The sequence below is a fragment of the Streptomyces pseudoechinosporeus genome (assembly GCF_054783935.1).
In genome coordinates this window covers 122,753-140,860 of record NZ_BAAGPS010000009.1, presented here as the reverse complement: position 1 = coordinate 140,860, position 18,108 = coordinate 122,753, and the positions used below count along the sequence as shown (strand labels likewise).

Annotated in this window: 21 protein-coding genes; 15 read left to right on the top strand and 6 right to left on the bottom strand. The window is 68.5% G+C overall.

What is annotated here, in order from left to right:
• Positions 1 to 9: 9 nt before the first annotated feature.
• Positions 10 to 342, bottom strand: a complete 333-nt coding sequence (locus ACYVO6_RS12200; protein ID WP_461060282.1) for a hypothetical protein — start codon at positions 340 to 342, stop codon at positions 10 to 12.
• Between the two features lie 229 nt (positions 343 to 571).
• On the opposite strand from ACYVO6_RS12200, the gene ACYVO6_RS12195 reads away from it, so the two are divergent.
• The 5 genes from ACYVO6_RS12195 to ACYVO6_RS12175 all read left to right on the top strand — a co-directional run bounded on the left by ACYVO6_RS12195 (position 572) and on the right by ACYVO6_RS12175 (position 5,909).
• The gene (locus ACYVO6_RS12195) at positions 572 to 2,041 is read left to right on the top strand and encodes an alkaline phosphatase PhoX (protein WP_461060280.1); all 1,470 of its coding nucleotides are present in this window, start codon (positions 572 to 574) and stop codon (positions 2,039 to 2,041) included.
• 496 nt (positions 2,042 to 2,537) lie between these two features.
• Positions 2,538 to 4,121, top strand: a complete 1,584-nt coding sequence (locus ACYVO6_RS12190) for a TROVE domain-containing protein (protein WP_461060278.1) — start codon at positions 2,538 to 2,540, stop codon at positions 4,119 to 4,121.
• A gap of 129 nt (positions 4,122 to 4,250) precedes the next feature.
• Positions 4,251 to 4,583 carry an ArsR/SmtB family transcription factor gene (locus ACYVO6_RS12185; protein ID WP_461060277.1) on the top strand — a complete coding sequence of 111 codons (333 nt, stop codon included), beginning with the start codon at positions 4,251 to 4,253 and terminating at the stop codon, positions 4,581 to 4,583.
• The gene (locus ACYVO6_RS12180) at positions 4,583 to 5,056 is read left to right on the top strand and encodes an SRPBCC family protein (protein ID WP_461060275.1); all 474 of its coding nucleotides are present in this window, start codon (positions 4,583 to 4,585) and stop codon (positions 5,054 to 5,056) included. Before ACYVO6_RS12185 ends, ACYVO6_RS12180 begins: the two co-directional genes overlap by 1 nt.
• A gap of 208 nt (positions 5,057 to 5,264) precedes the next feature.
• Positions 5,265 to 5,909: a hypothetical protein gene (locus tag ACYVO6_RS12175; RefSeq protein ID WP_461060273.1), complete on the top strand. Its 645-nt coding sequence runs from the start codon at positions 5,265 to 5,267 to the stop codon at positions 5,907 to 5,909.
• A 135-nt stretch (positions 5,910 to 6,044) separates the two neighbouring features.
• Here ACYVO6_RS12175 and ACYVO6_RS12170 read toward each other — a convergent pair whose 3' ends face one another.
• Positions 6,045 to 6,623, bottom strand: a complete 579-nt coding sequence (locus ACYVO6_RS12170) for a TetR/AcrR family transcriptional regulator (protein ID WP_461060271.1) — start codon at positions 6,621 to 6,623, stop codon at positions 6,045 to 6,047.
• Between the two features lie 85 nt (positions 6,624 to 6,708).
• On the opposite strand from ACYVO6_RS12170, the gene ACYVO6_RS12165 reads away from it, so the two are divergent.
• Positions 6,709 to 7,590, top strand: coding sequence for an SDR family oxidoreductase (locus tag ACYVO6_RS12165; RefSeq protein ID WP_461060269.1), 882 nt, complete (start codon positions 6,709 to 6,711; stop codon positions 7,588 to 7,590).
• A gap of 131 nt (positions 7,591 to 7,721) precedes the next feature.
• On the opposite strand, the gene ACYVO6_RS12160 is transcribed toward ACYVO6_RS12165, so the two are convergent.
• Positions 7,722 to 7,862, bottom strand: a complete 141-nt coding sequence (locus ACYVO6_RS12160) for a hypothetical protein (protein WP_461060267.1) — start codon at positions 7,860 to 7,862, stop codon at positions 7,722 to 7,724.
• A 46-nt stretch (positions 7,863 to 7,908) separates the two neighbouring features.
• A complete protein-coding gene (locus tag ACYVO6_RS12155; protein ID WP_461060265.1) occupies positions 7,909 to 8,349 on the bottom strand; it encodes an ATP-binding protein in 441 nt (146 codons plus the stop codon).
• A 137-nt stretch (positions 8,350 to 8,486) separates the two neighbouring features.
• Between ACYVO6_RS12155 and ACYVO6_RS12150 the strand changes: the two genes are divergently transcribed.
• The 9 genes from ACYVO6_RS12150 (at position 8,487) to ACYVO6_RS12110 (ending at position 16,507) form a co-directional block, all read left to right on the top strand.
• Positions 8,487 to 9,305, top strand: a complete 819-nt coding sequence (locus ACYVO6_RS12150; RefSeq protein WP_461060263.1) for a helix-turn-helix domain-containing protein — start codon at positions 8,487 to 8,489, stop codon at positions 9,303 to 9,305.
• Positions 9,302 to 9,550: a DUF397 domain-containing protein gene (locus tag ACYVO6_RS12145; protein WP_461060261.1), complete on the top strand. Its 249-nt coding sequence runs from the start codon at positions 9,302 to 9,304 to the stop codon at positions 9,548 to 9,550. Before ACYVO6_RS12150 ends, ACYVO6_RS12145 begins: the two co-directional genes overlap by 4 nt.
• A 92-nt stretch (positions 9,551 to 9,642) precedes the next feature.
• Positions 9,643 to 10,290, top strand: a complete 648-nt coding sequence (locus ACYVO6_RS12140) for a GntR family transcriptional regulator (protein WP_461060259.1) — start codon at positions 9,643 to 9,645, stop codon at positions 10,288 to 10,290.
• Positions 10,291 to 10,304: 14 nt separating this feature from the next.
• Entirely contained in the window at positions 10,305 to 11,321 is a 1,017-nt protein-coding gene (locus ACYVO6_RS12135) for a 1-aminocyclopropane-1-carboxylate deaminase (protein WP_461060257.1), read from the top strand.
• 68 nt (positions 11,322 to 11,389) lie between these two features.
• Positions 11,390 to 12,433 (top strand): LacI family DNA-binding transcriptional regulator, encoded by a 1,044-nt coding sequence (locus tag ACYVO6_RS12130; RefSeq protein ID WP_461060255.1) that lies wholly within the window; start codon positions 11,390 to 11,392, stop codon positions 12,431 to 12,433.
• A 222-nt stretch (positions 12,434 to 12,655) separates the two neighbouring features.
• Positions 12,656 to 13,948: an ABC transporter substrate-binding protein gene (locus tag ACYVO6_RS12125; protein WP_461060253.1), complete on the top strand. Its 1,293-nt coding sequence runs from the start codon at positions 12,656 to 12,658 to the stop codon at positions 13,946 to 13,948.
• A 1-nt stretch (position 13,949) separates the two neighbouring features.
• Complete coding sequence (locus tag ACYVO6_RS12120) at positions 13,950 to 14,972, top strand: carbohydrate ABC transporter permease (protein WP_461060251.1); 1,023 nt, start codon at positions 13,950 to 13,952, stop codon at positions 14,970 to 14,972.
• Positions 14,962 to 15,834 carry a carbohydrate ABC transporter permease gene (locus ACYVO6_RS12115; RefSeq protein ID WP_461060249.1) on the top strand — a complete coding sequence of 291 codons (873 nt, stop codon included), beginning with the start codon at positions 14,962 to 14,964 and terminating at the stop codon, positions 15,832 to 15,834. Before ACYVO6_RS12120 ends, ACYVO6_RS12115 begins: the two co-directional genes overlap by 11 nt.
• Positions 15,835 to 15,934: 100 nt before the next feature.
• Positions 15,935 to 16,507, top strand: coding sequence for a TetR/AcrR family transcriptional regulator (locus ACYVO6_RS12110; protein WP_461060247.1), 573 nt, complete (start codon positions 15,935 to 15,937; stop codon positions 16,505 to 16,507).
• A gap of 58 nt (positions 16,508 to 16,565) precedes the next feature.
• On the opposite strand, the gene ACYVO6_RS12105 is transcribed toward ACYVO6_RS12110, so the two are convergent.
• Both ACYVO6_RS12105 and ACYVO6_RS12100 read right to left on the bottom strand, forming a co-directional pair.
• Positions 16,566 to 17,786, bottom strand: a complete 1,221-nt coding sequence (locus ACYVO6_RS12105) for a TerD family protein (protein WP_461061364.1) — start codon at positions 17,784 to 17,786, stop codon at positions 16,566 to 16,568.
• A 65-nt stretch (positions 17,787 to 17,851) separates the two neighbouring features.
• Complete coding sequence (locus tag ACYVO6_RS12100; protein WP_461060245.1) at positions 17,852 to 18,073, bottom strand: hypothetical protein; 222 nt, start codon at positions 18,071 to 18,073, stop codon at positions 17,852 to 17,854.
• Positions 18,074 to 18,108: the final 35 nt, after the last annotated feature.

Genomic DNA, 18,108 nt, shown 5'->3' with positions numbered 1-18,108 from the left:
TTCGGGGACTCATGAGCCCCTCTGCGGCTGCCCCTGCTCCGTCTCGTCCTGCGCCCCGGCCTGAGTCTCGCTCTGTGCCCCGGCCGGGGTCTCGACCGCCCCGGCCTGGGTCTCGTCCTGCGCCTCGCCGTCGCCCATCGGAAGCACGCGTACGGGTACGCCCTCGAGCTCGTCCGGAATCACGTCCTCGGGCCGGAGGCTGTCGCGGGGCACCTCGTGGGTGACGAAGACGACGATCACGTCCTCGCCCGAGCTCTCGTCCTGTCCGATGCCGACCCCGGTCACACGGGCCAGCCGCATCAGCCGGTCCTCATGGAGGCGGCGCGCCTTACGGGCATCCACTCCGGCTCGCCTCCCATGGGTCGTGCGGATGGTTGCTGTCTATTTTACGTAGATTCTTCCGATCGTTCGTTCGCAAACCAGGATTCCTGGGCCGTATGGGTGGGCCCTTGGCCCGCGATTGTCGGTCCACGTTCAACCAGCGTTCAGTCACGAGCGGAACGGTATGGCCGAGGTCGATAACCGGCCACCCTCCACGGTCCCACTCCACCGTCACAGGAGAACAGACAGCATGTCGCTCACCCGTAGGGACTTCGCCAGACGATCCGCGATGACCGGTGCCGGTGTCGCCCTGGTCGGCAGCGTCGGCGCCTTCGCCACCGCACCCGGCGCCCTCGCGACCCAGGACACCGAGACCATGGGGGACGACGCGGAACTGGAGAACGCCGCGGAACGCCAAGGCGGCGGCGTCGGCTACGGCCCGCTCCTCCCCGACCCCAAGGGCATCCTCGCGCTGCCCGCCGGATTCTCGTACCGCGTCCTCACCTACAGCGGCAAGACGAAGCTGGAGTCCGGCGAGACCACCCCCTCCAACCACGACGGCACGGCCGCCTTCCCCGGCCCTCGCGGCACGACCCTCCTCGTCAACAACCACGAACTGGACGGCCCCCGCTCCGAGGTGGAGTACCCGGTGCCGCTCGCCGAGGGTCTCGTCTACGACCCGGCCGCACCCGGCGGCTGCACGGTCGTCGAGGTGCGCCCCGACGGCCAGGTCGCCGAGTGGGTCGGCATCGCGGGCACCGCCAACAACTGTGCGGGCGGCAGCACCCCTTGGAACACCTGGCTCACCTGTGAGGAGAACTCCGACCGGGCCGGCGAGAACGGCATGACCAAGGACCATGGCTACGTCTTCGAGGTCGACCCGCGCGACCGCCGCGCCAACCGGAACCCCAAGCCCCTGAAGTTCTTCGGCCGTTACGACCACGAGGCCGTCGTCATCGACCCCAAGCGAGGCCACGCCTACCTCACCGAGGACGCCGACGAGCCCAACGGCCTCTTCTTCCGCTGGAGTCCGCCCAAGGGCTTCCACTACGGCCCTGGCAGGTTCCGCACCCTCGCCGACGACGCCGGCGTACTCCAGGCCCCCAAGTGCTATGACTCCGGCGGCCGTTACGTCGACGACCTGTCCCGCGCCACGAAGATCGGCACCGTGTACGGCGTCGACTGGGTCGACGTACCCGACCGCGACGCCAAGAAGGTCGCGGTGCGCGAGCAGTTCGACGAGGGCGAGGTCACCCGCGCCCGCAAGCTCGAGGGCATGTGGTGGGGCGACGGCGGCGCGTACATCGTCGCCTCGTACGCCCGCGAGGAGAGCCCCGGCGCCGCGCACGACGGCCAGGTCTGGTTCTACGACCCCCGGCGCCGCACGCTCACCCTCAAGGTCCTCCTCGGCGTGAACCCCGACCCGTCCAAGGACGGAGCCTTCGACGGCCCCGACAACATCACCGTCTCCCCCTACGGCGGCATCATCCTCGCCGAGGACGGCGAGGGCGTCTCACACCTCTTCGGCGCCACGGACAGCGGCCGTACGTACCCGATCGCCCGCAACGACCTGAACGTAGGCACCGAAGAGGAGCCGGAATACAGCGAGTTCGCCGGCGTCACCTTCTCCCCCGACGGCAAGACCCTGTACGCCAACATCCAGGACCCGGGGATTCTGCTCGCGATCACCGGGCCCTGGAAGCGTCAGAAGCGCGGCTGATTAATTCATTGGCCCGGCCCGCGGTACGCCTCCTAAAGTGATGCATGTCCAGGTGCGAAGGCAGGACCTACTTCCACTGATAATGGGGCGGCCGCGGGTTCGAGTCCCGCCACCGGTACAACGCGCCGGTGTAGCTCAGGGGTTAGAGCGCCTACGTCGGTTCCGCCGGCCTTGAACTCTGGACACCACAATTTCATGCACCTCCCGGTGCGTAGGCTGCGGCTACTTCTCTCTCAAAGAATCCACGCCGCCGCCGACTTGATCTCGGGAGGCGCAGCAGATGGTGTGTGCCCGGTGCGCAGGCTGCGGATACTTCGGGACCTGGTGGGAAACCGTGCGGGTTCAAATCCCGTCATCGACCGTCATTGACTTCGGTCGATGTGGCGGAACTGGCAGACGCGCCTGGTGATAAGCACCGCCGCCGACCTCGACCTCGGGCACATTCCATTTGCTGCGCCTCCCCCTTGGAAAATCAATGAATTCGGGGGAATTCACCATGGCGCGTTTCAACACCAAGTCCACCAAGGCGCAGCCCACTTCTCGCGTGACGTCGACCGGCCGCGTTCTGCGTACCCACCAGGGCGGCCGGGGCCAGGAGCGTGACGCACGCTCCGAGCTCTTTCTCCTCTCGATCGCCAACTTCGTTGCGCAGCAGACCTTTTACGAGAGCGGCGAGGCCCGCGACGACCGGTTCGCCGAGCTCGTACGCCGGCTCGCCGTCGAGGACCCGGAGTGGACCGCGGGCCTGCTCGGCTGGCTGCGCGGCGAGGGCAACCTCCGTACGGCCTCAATCGTGGGCGCCGCCGAGTACGTGAAGGCGCGCCTGGACGCCGGCGAGACGGACGGCCCGTCCAACCGGCAGGTCATCGACTCCGTGCTGCGCCGCCCCGACGAGCCCGGCGAGCTGCTCGCGTACTGGACTTCGCGGTACGGCCGAGCCATCCCGAAGCCCGTGAAGCGTGGCGTCGCCGACGCCGTACGCCGCCTCTACAGCGCCAAGTCGCTCCTGAAGTACGACACGGCGTCCAAGGGCTACCGCTTCGGCGACATCCTCAACCTGGTGCACGCCGCGCCGGACCCTCAGAAGCCGTGGCAGGGCGACCTGTTCCAGTACGCCCTCGACCGCCGGCACCACCCGGACACGGCAGTGGTGCCCAAGTCGCTGCCCGTTCTGGCGGCCCACCGTGACCTGATGGCACTGCGGCCCGCCAAGCGGCGCAGGGTCGTGACCGGTTCCGGCGGCGCGCAGCGCCTCGCGGACGCGGGCATCACCTGGGAGGCGCTGGCCGGCTGGCTCCAAGGCCCGATGGACAAGGCGGCCTGGGAGGCCGTGATCCCGTCCATGGGCGCCATGGCGCTGGTCCGCAACCTGCGGAACTTCGACGAGGCGGGCGTCTCGGACGAGGTGGCGGCCCAGGTCGCCGCCAAGATCAGCGACCCGGCAGAGGTGGCGCGCTCGCGGCAGTTCCCGTTCCGCTACCTCGCCGCGTACCAGCACGCGCCGTCGCTGCGCTGGTCGTACCCGCTGGAGCAGGCACTCGGTCACTCGCTGGCCAACGTGCCCGCGCTGCCGGGCCGCACGCTGGTGCTCGTCGACCGCTCGGGCTCGATGTTCTACTCGCGGCTGTCCGACCGCTCGGAGCTGAACCGTGCGGACGCCGCGGCGATCTTCGGCACGGCGCTCGCGCTGCGGGCGGCGGACGCGGATCTCGTCGAGTTCGGTACGAGCAGCAATCGGCTGCGGTTCCGCAAGGGCGAGTCCGTACTGAAGGTGCTCGACCGCTTCGGCGACCTCGGCGGCACCAACACCACCGAGGCGGTGCGCAAGCACTACAAGAAGCACGACCGTGTACTGATCGTCACGGACGAGCAGGCCATGTACAGCCACTACGGGGACCCGACCGAGCAGGTACCGGCGCAGGTCCCGGTGTACACCTGGAACCTCGCGGGGTACCGGGCGGGCCACGGCCCGTCCGGGAAGGGGAACCGTCACGTGTTCGGCGGGCTCTCGGACGCGGCTTTTCGGATGGTTCCGCTGCTGGAGGCGGCGCGGGATGCCGATTGGCCTTGGGTGGCCTGAGGGACGGTACGGAAGGGTGTGGCCCGCACTTCGGTGCGGGCCACACGCTTGTCCGGGTCCGCATGGTGCAGCCCAGCCCAACCTCGAAGTGGTTGCCACAAAGCATCCGTAAGTCTACGCTTACCGTTCGTGGAGACTTACGGAGATGACGCACTGGGACTTCTCGGGGATCCAACCCGGCGTGCGATCTTCGAAATCCTGGCTCGTCGCCCCTCATCGGTGGGTGAGCTCGCCGAGTGGTTGCCGGTCAGCCGTCCAGCGGTGTCCCAGCACCTGCGTGTGCTCAAAGACGGCGGCCTGGTCGTCTCCCACGCCGAAGGAACGCGCCGCGTGTATCGGCTCAACCCCGAGGGCGTGGCCGGGCTGCGGGCCTGGCTGGACGGCGTATGGAACGACGCGCTCACCGCTTTTCAGAAGGCCGCCGAGGCGGCCCCGGACGACCCCGAAGAGGAAGTTCCGTGATGACCGTTGCACCGCTGCAAGGAAAGATCACCGTCAACGTGCCCGTAGAAAGGGCGTTTCGCGTCTTCACCGAGTCGTTCAACAGCTGGTGGCCGAGCGACTATCACATCGGCCAAGTAGAGATGGCCGAGGCCATCTTGGAGCCACGTGAGGGCGGCCGGTGGTACGAGCGCGGCGTCGACGGCAGTGAGTGCGACTGGGGCCGGGTGCTGGCCTGGGAGCCGCCGCATCGGCTGGTCGTGACCTGGCAGATCAACGGCTACTGGCAGTACGACGCCGATCCCCAGCACGCCAGCGAAATCGAGATCTGCTTCACTGCCGACGGCCCCGAGCAGACCACCGTCGAACTGGAACACCGGCACCTGGACCGGCTCGTCGAGGGCCAGGCCCTGCGCGACGGGATCACCGGCGGAGGCGGTTGGTCCGCCACCCTGGAGACCTTCGCGAAGGTCGCCGTCGACCAGGGGGCGTAGCGCCTGGGTGGAGCCTTGGTGAGCGATCGGTTGGCGAGGGCTGGTGCTCAACCTCAGCTTGATTGAGGTTGTTATCGGTGTGCCGCCAGATGTTGAGACTCTTTGAATTCGGTTCTGGCAGCAGTTTCGTGAAAGGCACGGCCGGGGCGAGACCTTGGGCCGCCGAAGTGAAGTGCGATCCGTGCTCGGCAGGCCGTAGCGTCCTAGGATGAGCAGCTTCAACACGCACCAGAGACGGGTCTACGACGAGGGCTTGCCCGCGCGTGTCCGGCATACAAATCTGCGGTCCTGCCTCCTCCACTTCGCGCCCTACGGCTTCCGAGCCACCTATCATCACCTCTGCCTCAGCGCGGGGATTCCCAAGAATCTGGAGAAGGATCCGAACTCGCTCATACGCGCCGTAGAGGAACTGCACCACGCCCGACAGCTCTGGCTCGCTGACGAACGTGCCTATGCCAACAGTCGCCGAGCGGACAAAGCACGTGGCTTTCGGCAGGTGAAAGCAGACGAGTCCTGGCGAGACTGGCACGGTGGCTGGGGGAACATTGCCTACTGTCCTGAGCCGACGATCCATCCCGACGAGCCGCTGCCAGTGGTCGTCGAGCGGGTGCTCCGTTCGTCGGTCCCGCCCGGTGAAGCTCCTGCGCTGACGTGCCGTGTATGCGGAAACCGGGACAACACCAGCGCCTGGCACGACGGCTTCTACCAGATCCATCAGCTGTGCAGGGAATGCGGGGTCAGCCTCGCGGTGCAGCGGGCTGACGCGCCCGACCCGCTGTTGGCGGCCGATCACGCCCGGCAGTGGAAGGAAATCTGGAGGCTGCGCAACGAATCTCCTCGCAACCCAATCTGAGTTTCGGCACGAGGGTCGGCATCACGGTGGGGTGATTCCGCGCTCGGAGGAGTGCGAAGGATGCGCGGCCGTACATGCTCAGAACCTTGAATGGCTCTGGCCGCAGTTCCGTGAACGACGGGTGGGGTTGTCCGGTCAGCCCAGCGATGCGCTCGCCGCACGCAGCTCGTCCAGAGCCGCCAGGATGTACTCGGCGAGCTCGTCCTTGGCGTCGCGGTCGCCCTCGGACCATTCGGCGAACCCCCGTTTGAACGCGAGGACGCCCAGCTCGCCCGCGAGAGCCGCGGTCGGATCGGGTACGCCGCGGGCGACCAGAGCGGTAGTCATCGCGGCCGCGAGGCTGACGCTCTTGAGGGCGTCACGCTCTTGAAGTTCGGCGCTGGCGGCGACGGCCGCCTTCAGGCGAGGGGCGAGCTCGCGAGTCATGGGGCCCATCGCGCTCGAGGCGCGCTCAAGACCGGCGGCGACCGCCTCGAGCGGGCTGGCGTTACCGGGCGCCTCGGCGATCCCCTCGGCCAGCAGTCGGCTCAGCGTCTCCTGTCCGGCCACCAGCAGCTCGCGCTTATCGGGGAAGTGCCGGAAGAAGGTGCTTTTGGTGACTCCGGCGCGCTCGGCGATCTGCGCGACCGTCGTGTCGTCGTACCCCTGCTCGGTGAACAGGTCGCAGGCAGCCACGACGAGGCGTTCGCGTGCGCCTGGTTCCCATCGACCCATGGGTCCATCGTACGTGATGGGACTCTTGTCCCATCACCCTGCTACGGTGATGGGACAAGAGTCCCATCACTTGCGGGAGAGTCTCATGCGAGTCTTTGTCACCGGTGGCACCGGTCTGATCGGTTCCGCCGTCGTCGCCGAACTGCTCGGCAACGGCCACACCGTCCTCGCGCTCGCCCGCTCCGACGCGTCCGCACTGGCCACCAAGGCGGCCGGCGCCGAGCCGCTCCGGGGAGGTCTCGCCGATCTGGACATCCTTCGCGCCGGCGCTGCTCAGACCGACGGGGTGATCCACCTGGCATTCAGCAACGACTTCAGCAGCCCCGACGCCCTCGCAAAGTCGGTCGCCGAGGAAAGTGCCGCCCTCGCGACCCTCGGCGAGGAACTCGTCGGCAGCGACCGCCCCTTCGTCACCGTCTCGGGTACGCCGTGGGTGCCGGGACGCGTCTCAACCGAGGCCGACCCGGTGCCGACCGACGGGCCGGTCGGTGGTCGTGGCCGCGCGGTCACGGCGGTGCTGGGCTTGGCCTCGCGCGGAGTCCGGAGCACGGCCGTTCGCATGCCGCGCACGGTCCACAACCAGGGCGCGGGCGGGTTCGCCGGAGTGCTGACCGGCATCGCACGCCAGACCGGAGTATCCGGCTACCCGGGCGACGGCGTACAGCGTTGGCCGGCCGTGCACGCGCTCGACGCGGCAGTCCTCTTCCGGCTCGCCCTGGAGCAGGCGCCGGCCGGTAGCTCCTGGCACGCCGTGGCCGACGAGGGAGACAAGGTGCGGGACATCGCCGCGGTCATCGGCCGACGGCTGGGCCTGCCGGTCGAGTCGGTGCCATCGGAGACCTACGGCCCTCTCGGCCCGATCTTCGCGACCGACCAGCCCTCGTCCAGCACCCGCACCCGGCAGGCGCTCGGCTGGGAGCCGAAGCACCCGCGCCTTCTGGAGGACCTGGAGAACCTCCAGCCCTGACCGGCGACCGGGAAGATCGGGCAGGCCCGCTGACACCGGACCGCCACCCGCATGGCAGCAACACGTCCCGCACCGTCGACATACCGGTGCCGAAAGTGGGTTTCCACTGGCAACGTCGGCTGTGCGGCAATTCACGTCCACAACCAACAGGAGGTCCCGTTGGCATCTGCCGACGCCCGGGGCAGCGGAGCATCGTCCGGGTTCAACTGGCTGTAGAGGGCCAGCAGTGCTGAGAGGTCGCCCTCGGATGCCAACCGCACGGTGATCTTCATGCGCCGAGCCTAGAACGAGCCCAACAGCCCACGTGGCACCAAGAGTTCATGGCTGTACATCGCTGTGGAGTGTGAACCAGACCGTCTTGCCGATGCCGCCGTTACGAGGTTCCGCGCCCCAGTCGTCCGCCAGTGTTGCCACCAGGGGCAGGCCCCGGCCGGACTCGTCGTCCGGGGCCGCCTCGCGGAGCGTCGGGAGCGTGTCGTTCGCGTCTGTTACGGATACGCAGAGGTGGCCGGCGTCCAGGACGCAGCGGGTTCGGATCTGGCGGCCGGGGGTGACCTTTGCGTGGCGGTACGCGTTCGTCATCAGCTCGCTGAGCAGGAGTACGGCCGTTTCCGTCAGTTCGTCCGGGAGCTTCCAGGCTGTGGCCTGGTCGCGGAGGAGGGTGCGGGCCCGGCCGACGCTGCGGGCGTGGCGGGGCAGTTGCCATTCGACGTCTTGGGTGTCCTCGATGGCTTCGGCGTCGTCGCGGTCCTGGGGCATGTGTGTGCCGTTCCTTGCGTGTGATTCTCCGTCATTCGCTGTGATCAGGCTGGTGGTTGGTGCATAGCCTCGGGGAGTATCGGAGTGGGTACACAGCGTGTCTGTACACGGTGTGGTGGTGGGAGGCGGGTGGGTGCGTGGCTTCCGGGGAGTCGCAGCAGGCTCAGCAGAACTGGCGGTACTGCGGTGGGCAGGTCAAGTTGTGGCGGGAGGAGGCGGGGGTCAGTCGGCAGGAGTTGGCGGGGGAGGCCGGGTACGACTATGAGTACGTCAAGTCGATGGAGTGCGGGAGGCGTCGGCCGACGCTGAGGTTGTTGCAGGTTGCGGATCAACTGTGTCGAGCACGCGGCAAGTTGGTTGCCGCACACGAGTTTCTGAAGCCGGAGCCATTTCCTCAGCGGACCCAGCAGTACGTGCTGGTGGAGGCCGAGGCGATCACGGTGCAGTGGTACGAGCCCATGTTGATTCCCGGCCTGCTGCAGACCCCGGAGTACGCGAGAGCGCTGATCAGTAGCAACTGTCCACCTCTGGACGAGGAGACGGTGGATGAGCGGGTCGCGGCGCGGCTCAAACGGCAGGAAAAGCTGACCAGCAAGCCGCCGACGTACTTCAGCTTTGTGATCCACGAGGCCGCGCTGCGTTCGGTGGTCAGTAACCGGGATGCGATGCGCAGGCAGTGCGATCACTTGCTGGACGCCGGGAAGCAGCGGCACTTGTCTGTCCAGGTGCTGCCCTTCGCAACTGCTCCCACGGCGGCGCTCAGTGGCCCGATGGTGCTCGTGGAAACCGCCGATCACGAGCGCTACGCCTTTGTGGACGGTCAGTCGACAGGGGCTCTGTACTCCGACGGCGACAAGCTCAGTACGCTCACACAGCGCTATGGCATGATCCGGATGCAGGCGCTTAGCGTTGAGGAGTCTGCCCGGTTCATCAGGAAGGTGGCGGAGGAGCTATGAGCGGCGAACTGTCATGGTTCAAGTCCAGCTACAGCGACTCCGAAGGCAGCGCCTGCCTCGAAGTTGCCTACAGCTGGCGGAAGTCCAGCTACAGCAGCAGCGGGGGCGGCGAATGCCTCGAAGTCGCCGTCTGCCCCCACACCATCCACATCCGAGACTCGAAGCTCGGCCCTCGAAGCCCCCGCTTCACCGTCCCCGCCGACGCCTGGGCCGCCTTCGTCACGTACGCCTCCCGCGAGCCCTGAGCCCCGCGCCTCGAGCCCCAAGGCTGTGGCCCGCACTTCGGTGCGGGCCACAGCCTTGTGTGCGGCGGAGATTGACATCTAACATTTCAGTTGTGGACGCCATAGGGCCCGTGCCCCGCACCCTGCTCAGGGACCGGGCGTACGAAGCGATCAGGGACGCCATCGTGGCCGGGGACATCGAACCGGGCGCGGCGGTGCGCGACGCCGATCTCGCCGAGCGGCTCGGGCTGTCCAGGGCGCCCGTGCGTGAGGCCTTCTCGCGGCTCGTCGACGAGGGGCTGCTGGAGAGCAAGCCGCAGAGCTACACACGGGTGACCCCGGTCGTGGCCTCCGACGTGCGGGACGCGGCGGCCGTCGTCGGGGCCATGCACGAGCTGGCCGCGCGGATCGCCGTGCCCCGGCTGTTCGCCGCGGACGTCGAGATGATGCGCTCGGCCAACGAGCGGTTCGCGGCCGCTGTTCACGCGGGCGACGTGGACACCGCCCTGCGCGCCGACGACGAACTGCACGACGTGCTCGTACGCGTCAGCGGCAACCGTGCGGCCGCCGCCACCATCGCCCGCTACACCCCGCTCATCCGCCGGCTGGAGCGACGGCGCTTCGGTGAGGGCGGCAACTGCCGTTCGGCCGGGCTGCACGAGCAGCTCATCGAGGCCTGCGCGGCCGGTGACCTGGACGAGGCGGTCCGCGTCACCGCGGAGATCTGGCGAGGGCTCGAAGGCCTCGCCGACGGCGACTGATCCTGGGAGGATCCATGTCCCTTTCCTCGTACGAGCGTTACCCCCTCCTCTTCGGGCCCTCGCCCATGCACCCGCTGGAGCGACTGACCAAGCACCTCGGCGGTGCCTCGCTCTGGGCCAAGCGCGAAGACTGCAACTCCGGTATCGCGTACGGGGGCAACAAGACGCGCAAGCTGGAGTACCTCGTCGCGGACGCGCTCGCCCAGGGGTGCGACACGCTCGTGTCCATCGGTGGTGTGCAGTCCAACCACACCCGGCAGGTCGCGGCCGTCGCCGCCCGCGCCGGGCTCAAGTGCGTGCTCGTGCAGGAGAGTTGGGTGGAGTGGCCCGACGCCGTGTACGACAAGGTCGGCAACATTCTCATCAGTCGGCTCGCGGGCGCGGATGTGCGGCTGGTGCGGGCCGGGTTCGGGATCGGGTTCAAGGAGAGCTGGGAGCAGGCGCTCAGGGAGGTCGAGGAGAGGGGCGGGAAGCCGTACGCGATTCCGGCCGGTGCCTCCGACCATCCGCTCGGCGGTCTCGGGTTCGCCGGCTGGGCGTATGAAGTCGCCGAGCAGGAGCGGGAGTTGGGAGTCTTCTTCGACACCGTGATCGTGTGCTCCGTGACCGGCTCTACGCAGGCGGGCATGGTCGCCGGATTCGCGGACCTGGAGGAGGCGGGCGGGCGGCCCCGGCGCGTCATCGGCGTCGACGCGTCGGCCGCACCCGCCCGCACCCGTGCACAGATCGCGCGGATCGCTCACGGCACAGGTCAACTCATCGGCATGAAAAGGGAGTTGGACGAGTCGGACGTCGAGCTGGACGAGCGCTACCACGCGGGCACGTACGGCATCCCCGACGAGGCCACACTGGAGGCGATGCGGCTCGCCGCGCGGACCGAGGGGATGGTGACGGATCCGGTGTACGAGGGGAAGTCGATGGCCGGGCTCGTCGATCTCGTGTCGCGGGGAGAGATCGGGCGGGAGTCCACGGTGCTGTACGCGCACCTTGGCGGGCAGCCCGCGCTGAACGCGTACAGCGCGCTGTTCTAGCCTGACGTCCGACCTTCCCCGTTGCCGCCCGGCGCCCCGTGCCGCAGTGGCCGGATACAGTGCACCGCGTGCGGGCGGACAATCAGCAGGGGGAGCCGGGGGTGGAGCAGTCTGACGGTTCCCGGCGCCGGGCCACGATCCACGATGTCGCGCGGCTGGCCGGGGTGTCACGCCAGACGGTCTCCCGGGCGGTCAACGACAAGGGCGAGATCGACCCGGGCACCAAGCAGCGGGTGCTGGAAGCGGCGCGGCTGCTGGACTACCGGCCGAGTCGGTTCGCGCGGGGCATGGTCCAGAAGGGGGCGGTGACGGCGGGCCTGGTGATCCCGGACCTGAGGAATCCGTTCTTCCCCGAGGTGGCCGCCGGCGTGCTGGAGGCGGCCGAGCAGCGCGGCTGGCAGGTCGTGGTGTGGGACTCCCGTATCGACGACGCCCGGGAGCGCGAGGTGCTCGACGTGCTCTCCCACCAGACAGACGCTGTTGTGGGCTACTTCAAGAACCCGGACGAGGTGCTGGCCCGGTACCTCGGCGGCCTGCCGGTGGTGGTGCTGGAACGCGGCCCGCAGCAGACCCGGTTCGGGGCCGTGGGGATCGACGCCGCCGCCGGGGTGGAGCAGGGCATGGCCCATCTGGTCCGCGCGGGGCACCGCAGGATCGGCATGCTGGACGGCGGCCGGAGCGGCCTCCCCGGGCCTCGGCGGGAGGCCTTCCTGGAACAGGTCCGGCGGCGCGGCCTGCCCGTCGACGAGGACTGGATCGTGCTGTGCTCCGAGCACAGCGTGGCGGGCGGCGAGGCGGGCATGGACCTGCTGCTGGATGCGCGGCCCGACATCACGGCCGTCTTCGGCTTCAACGACCTGATCGCGGTCGGTGCGATGCGCGCCGCCCGCCGCCATGGCCGACGCGTGCCGGACGACCTGGCCGTGCTGGGCTTCGACGGGCTCTCGCTGGGCGAGCTGGTGGAACCCGCCCTGACCACCCTGCACATCGACAAACGGCGCCTGGGACGGCTGGCCGTCGAGCAGTTGGCCCGGCTGCGTGCGGGTGAGGAGCCGCTGCGCGGCGCGGACGCATGGGTGGTCCCCGAGCTGGTGGTACGGGCCTCCGCCTGACCGCCTGTCGGCACCCCGGGAATGCCTCAACACATAGGCCGTGCACGTCCCTTGACACTGGTTTTCGGCCGCACCGATACTCGACGGCAACGTTCACGTGAACGCTCACGGACTCCCAGATCTCCCCACAGCACGATGTCGAGCCGGCCAGGACGCAGGTGGCCGACATCGTTGTCTTCCGCACGCCCGGAAAGTGAGTGCGCGCCCATGCAACATCGAACGATGTCCCGCAGACGCTTTCTGGGGGCCAGTCTGGGCGGCGCGGGCGCCGGCCTGCTGGGCCTGTCCGGATGCGGTGCTCCGAGCGGCTCGGCCTCCGCGGGCACCGACCACCTCAGCCTCTGGTACTGGAAAGGGGCGCTGAGCGACAAGCTGCTCGCCACCGCCAAGCGCGGCGTCCCCGGTGTGCCGGGGCTGAGGGTGCAGGGCTCGCAGATCCCCGACGGCGACATCGACTCGAAGGTGCGCACCAGCCTCGCCGCCCGCGCCTACGTGCCGGACATCACGGTCGCGAACTCCGACAACCTCGCCACGTTCTTCCCCGACGAGAACGAGTTCCTGGACCTCAGGACGCTCGGTGCGGAATCGGTCCGCAGCAGGTACCTCGACTGGAAGTGGAAGAGCTGCTTCACCCCGTCGGGCCGGATGATCGGTTTCCCTCTCGACGCCGGCCCCACCGCGCTCTACTACCGCAGGGACCTCTTCCAGAAGGCCGGACTGCCCTACGAACCGCAAGACGTCGCCGAGGCGACCCCCACCTGGGAGAAGTTCATCGCCGCCGGGCGGACGCTGCGGGCGAAGGGGCCCGGCAAGCCGTACCTGGTGAGCAACATCGGCAACGTCTTCCAGCAGGTCCTGCTCCAGAGCCCCAAGCAGTTCGTGGACGCCGACAACCGCTTCATCGGCGACCAGCAGCACGTCCGACGAGCCTGGGACCTCTCCGTGGAGATCCTCCGCCGGCGGCTCAGCGCCGGGATCACCGACGGGACGCCCGACTTCAACGCGGCCATGAGCGGCGGCCGGGTCACCACGATGACGACGGCGGTGTGGGCCATCAACGGCCTGAAGGACTCCGCACCGAAGACCTCCGGGAGCTGGCGGTTGACCACCATGCCGGACGGCCCGGCCAACTACGGCGGCTCGTACATGACGCTGACCCGCTACTGCCGGGACCCCGAGGCGGCCTTCGCCTTCCTGACGTGGCTGCTCAGCCCGGCGAACCAGCTCAAGAGCTACCAGGAGATGGCCCTGTTCCCCACCACCCCGGCCTCCTACGCCGACCCCGCGATGCACACGCCCGACCCCTTCTTCGGCGGTCAGCAGCCCATCGATGTCTTCGGCCCGGCCGCCGAGAAGGCCCCGGTCGTCTACTTCAGCCCGTACGAGGAGACCGCCAACACCCCGTTCTTCCAGGAGCTGACCAACGTGGAAATGCTCGGCAAGAACCCCGACAAGGCCTGGCGGGACGCGGTGAACACCGCCGAGACCACGCTGTCCCGGCTGGGGGTGAGCTGACATGGCCACGGTTCTCGACCCGGCGGGCGCGCCGAAGGCGGACGAGCGGCGGGCTGCCCGCCGTACCCGGTCCACCGCCCCGGGCGGACGCAGACGTCATGTCCCGCCGCTCCTCGCCATCTCCCCGTTCTACGTGCTGTTCGCCGTCTTCGGCACCTTCCCGGTGGTCTACTCCCTCTACCTGTCCTTCCAGGACTGGGACGGCATCGGCGACATGCGCTTCGTCGGCCTCAAGCAGTACGGCTGGCTGCTCCAGGACTCCGTGTTCTGGCACTCGGTGCTCAACACCTTCGAGATCTGGTTCCTGTCCACGGTGCCGATGCTGTTCCTCGCCCTGGTGCTCGCGTTCCTGCTGCACTCGCAGGTCCGGTTCACCGGTGCGTTGCGGGTGGCGTACTTCATCCCCAACGTCACCTCGATGGTCGCCATGACCATCGTCTTCGGCTCGGTCTTCGCGCAGGCGGGCCTGGCCAACTCGGTGCTCAGGGCCGTCGGTCTTGACGGCATCGGCTGGCTGTCCTCGGAGTGGGGCATCAAGTCGTCCGTCTCCATCATGATCATCTGGCGGTGGGTCGGCTACAACGCCCTGATCTTCCTGGCGGGCCTCCAGGCCATCCCCACCGAGCACTTCGAGGCCGCCCGCGTCGACGGTGCGAACAGTTGGCAGACCCTCTTCCGGGTCGTGGTACCGCAGCTGCGCCCGGTGGTCCTCTTCGCCGCCGTCACGTCCACCATCAACGGCCTGCAGATCTTCACCGAGTCCCAGGTGCTCTTCCAGTCGACCGACGTCGGAACCACGGGCGGACCGGGCCAGGAAGGGATGACCATCGTGCTCTACCTGTGGCAGAAGGCCTTCAAGGAGCACCAGTTCGGTTACGGGGCCGCGATGGGATGGCTCCTTTTTGCGATCATCGCGGTCTTCACGATCATCAACTGGCGGCTGGTCTCCGGATCCGACCGCGACGGCCGCCGATCCGGCATCACCGGTCTGCTGCGACGCAAGGGGGCCCGCAATGGCCGCTGACCACAGGACGACCGGCAGCGCGGGACTGGCCATCGGCTCCGGCAGCAGACTCGCCCGGGTCGCCGTCCGGGCGACGCTGCTGCTCGGTGTGCTGATCTCGCTGTTCCCCTTCTACTGGCTGGTGGTGATGGCCTCCGGCACCACCCAGGACATCTACCGCTACCCGCCCAAGCTCGTGCCGGGCCCGCATCTCCTGGACAACATGGGCAGGGTGCTCGACAGCATCGATTTCTTCGGCTCGCTGTTCAACACCGTCGTCGTCGCCGTGGTCGGGACCGCGCTGGTGCTGTTCTTCGACTCGCTGGCCGCGTTCGCCTTCGCCAAGTACGAGTTCCCGGCCAAGAGGTTCCTCTTCGGCATGCTCCTGGTCACGTACATGATTCCCGCCCAGCTCTCCCTGGTGCCGCAGTTCGTCACCATGGCCGAGTTCGGCTGGGCCGGTTCGCTGAAGGCGCTGATCATTCCCAGTGCGGCCAACGCCTTCGGCATCTTCTGGATGCGTCAGTACGCCCAGAACTCGCTGCCCGACGAACTGCTGGACGCCGGGCGGATCGACGGCGCCGGGTTCTTCCGGCTGTACTGGACGGTGGCGCTGCCGCTGTTCCGGCCGGCTCTCGCCTTCCTCGGCATCTTCACGTTCATCGGCATCTGGAACGACTACATCTGGCCGCTGGTCGTCATGATCGACCCCGACCGGGTCACCCTCCAGGTCGCCCTGGCCAACCTCAACGTCCTGTACAACGCGGACTACGCCCTCGTGATGGCCGGTTCGCTGATGAGCGTGATCCCGTTGATCATCATCTTCCTGATCGGGGCCCGGCACTTCCTCCGTGACCTGGCCGCGGGCGCCATGAAGATGTGACAGGCGAGGGCGAGCGTCCGGAGGCTGTCTCCGTGCCCTCTCGTCCCCGTGCCCTCCCGATAGGGTGCGGAGAGAGTCCCGGTGTGCGAGGAGTGGCTGGATGGCGCGGGTCAGGCCGATGCGGGCCGATGCGCGGCGCAACTATGAGCGGCTGTTGAAGGAGGCCGCCGTCGCGTTCGCCGAGCACGGGGAGGGCGCGTCGCTCGACGACATCGCGAAGCGGGCGGGGGTCGGGTCCGGCACGCTGTACCGGCATTTCTCCAGTCGGCAGGCGCTGTTGGAGGCCGTCTACGTCGACGGCATCGAGGAGATCGCGACGCGTGCCGATGAGCTCGCCGCCGAACTGCCGCCCGGTGAGGCGCTGTTGGAGTGGCTCAACGTGCTGGGTGAGGGGATGATCCGGGTGTGCGGCATCAAGGTGTTGCTCGGGTCTGCCGTCACGGACGGGGATTCCGCCGTGGCGACCGCCTGCGGGAACTCGGTGAGGGCCGCGGCCGGGCGCCTGGTCGAGGCGGCTCAGCGGGAGGGGACTCTACGGGCAGACGTCTCGCCGCTCGAGGTGCTGCGGCTGGTGCATGGAGTTGCCACGGCTGCGGAGCTGGCGGATGCGGAGGGCACGTACCTCCGGCGGTATCTGTCGCTGCTGACGGAAGGGCTGCGAGCGAAGAGCTGACGTACGGAGGGCGCCCTCTCGGAAGAGGGCGCCCCGGAACGCGTACGGACGCGAACGCTTACAGCGACTGCGCCGCAGGCTTCACCATGCCCCGTACCGTGCGGGACTTGACGAAGTTGCCCATGGCCGTCATGTCCCACTCGCCGGAGAACTGCTTGATCAACTTGGCCATCATGACGCCTGTTTGGGCCTCGGCGTTGGTGAGGTCGAAGCGGACCAGTTCCTCGCCGGTAGCGGCGTCCAGGAGACGGCAGTAGGCCTTGGCGACCTCGGTGAACTTCTGGCCGGAGAAGGAGTTCACCGTGAAGACCAGGCCGGTGACCTCCTGCGGGAGGCGGCCGAGGTCGACCGTGATGACCTCGTCGTCTCCGCCGCCCTCGCCCGTGAGGTTGTCGCCGGAGTGCTTGATCGCGCCGTTCACGATGGAGAGCTTGCCGAAGTAGCAGCTGTCGATGTGGTTGCGCTGCGGGCCGTACGCGATGACCGACGCGTCCAGGTCGATGTCCTTGCCGCGGTACGCCGGCTCCCAGCCGAGGCCCATCTTGACCTGGGAGAGGAACGGGCGGCCGCCCTTGACCAGGGAGACGGTCTGGTTCTTCTGGAGGCTTACGCGGCCCTTGTCGAGGTTGATCTTTCCGGCGCCCGGGGCGGGGGCGGGCGGGGCCGCCGGGGGTGCGGCCGGGGCCGGAGGTGTCGCGAGGGTCGGGGCCGGCGGGGCGACCGGGGGCTGCATGGCAGGAGCGGGCGGGGCTACGGGCGTCTGGACGGGGGTCGGGGCCGGAGCCGGTTCCTCCACCGAGACGCCGAAGTCCGTGGCGATGCCCGCCAAGCCGTTCGCGTACCCCTGGCCGACCGCTCGGGCCTTCCAGGCGCCGTTGCGGAGATAGACCTCCACGATCACCAGTGCCGTCTCCGCGCCCAACTGCGGGGGCGTGAACGTCGCCAGTACGGAATTGTCGTCCGCGTTGCGAATCGTCGCCGTGGGTTCGATGCCCTGGAAGGTCTGACCCTCCGCGTCCGGGCTCGCCGTGACGACGATCTTTTCGATGCCCGGGGGCACGGCGGCCGTGTCGACCACGATCGCGTCCGGGGCCGCGCCGCCGCCCGAGCGGTACGTCACGCCGGGGCCCGTTGCCTGGTTGTAGAAGATGAAATCGTCGTCGGAGCGCACCTTGCCGTCGGCGGTGAGCAGCAGGCCCGATACGTCGAGCCGCACCGGTGCGGTGACGTCCACCGTCACGCGCGCGACGGGGAGAGGGATGTTCGAGCCGGGGGTCATAGCTGTCATGTGTGGGGTAACGAGCGGGCCCGCTTTACCGTTCCCTTACCTGCCGCCCAATTGGGTCAGCGGCTGTTGCGGGGGTGGTTGCGGGCCGTGCGTTCGTTGCCGCGCTTGTAGTTGCCGGTCCAGCGGGCCATGACGAGCTGTGGATCGCTCGATTCCACTTCCGTGAGGAACTGGTCGGCGCGTGGGCCGCGGAGGGTGGTCGCGGGGCGGCCGTTGTGGGTGATCGTCACGCTTCCATCGCCCTGATGCTCGTACGAGAATCCCTGTGGTCGTGGCATGACCGGATGCTAGGCGCCCGGTCATGCCCGACGAC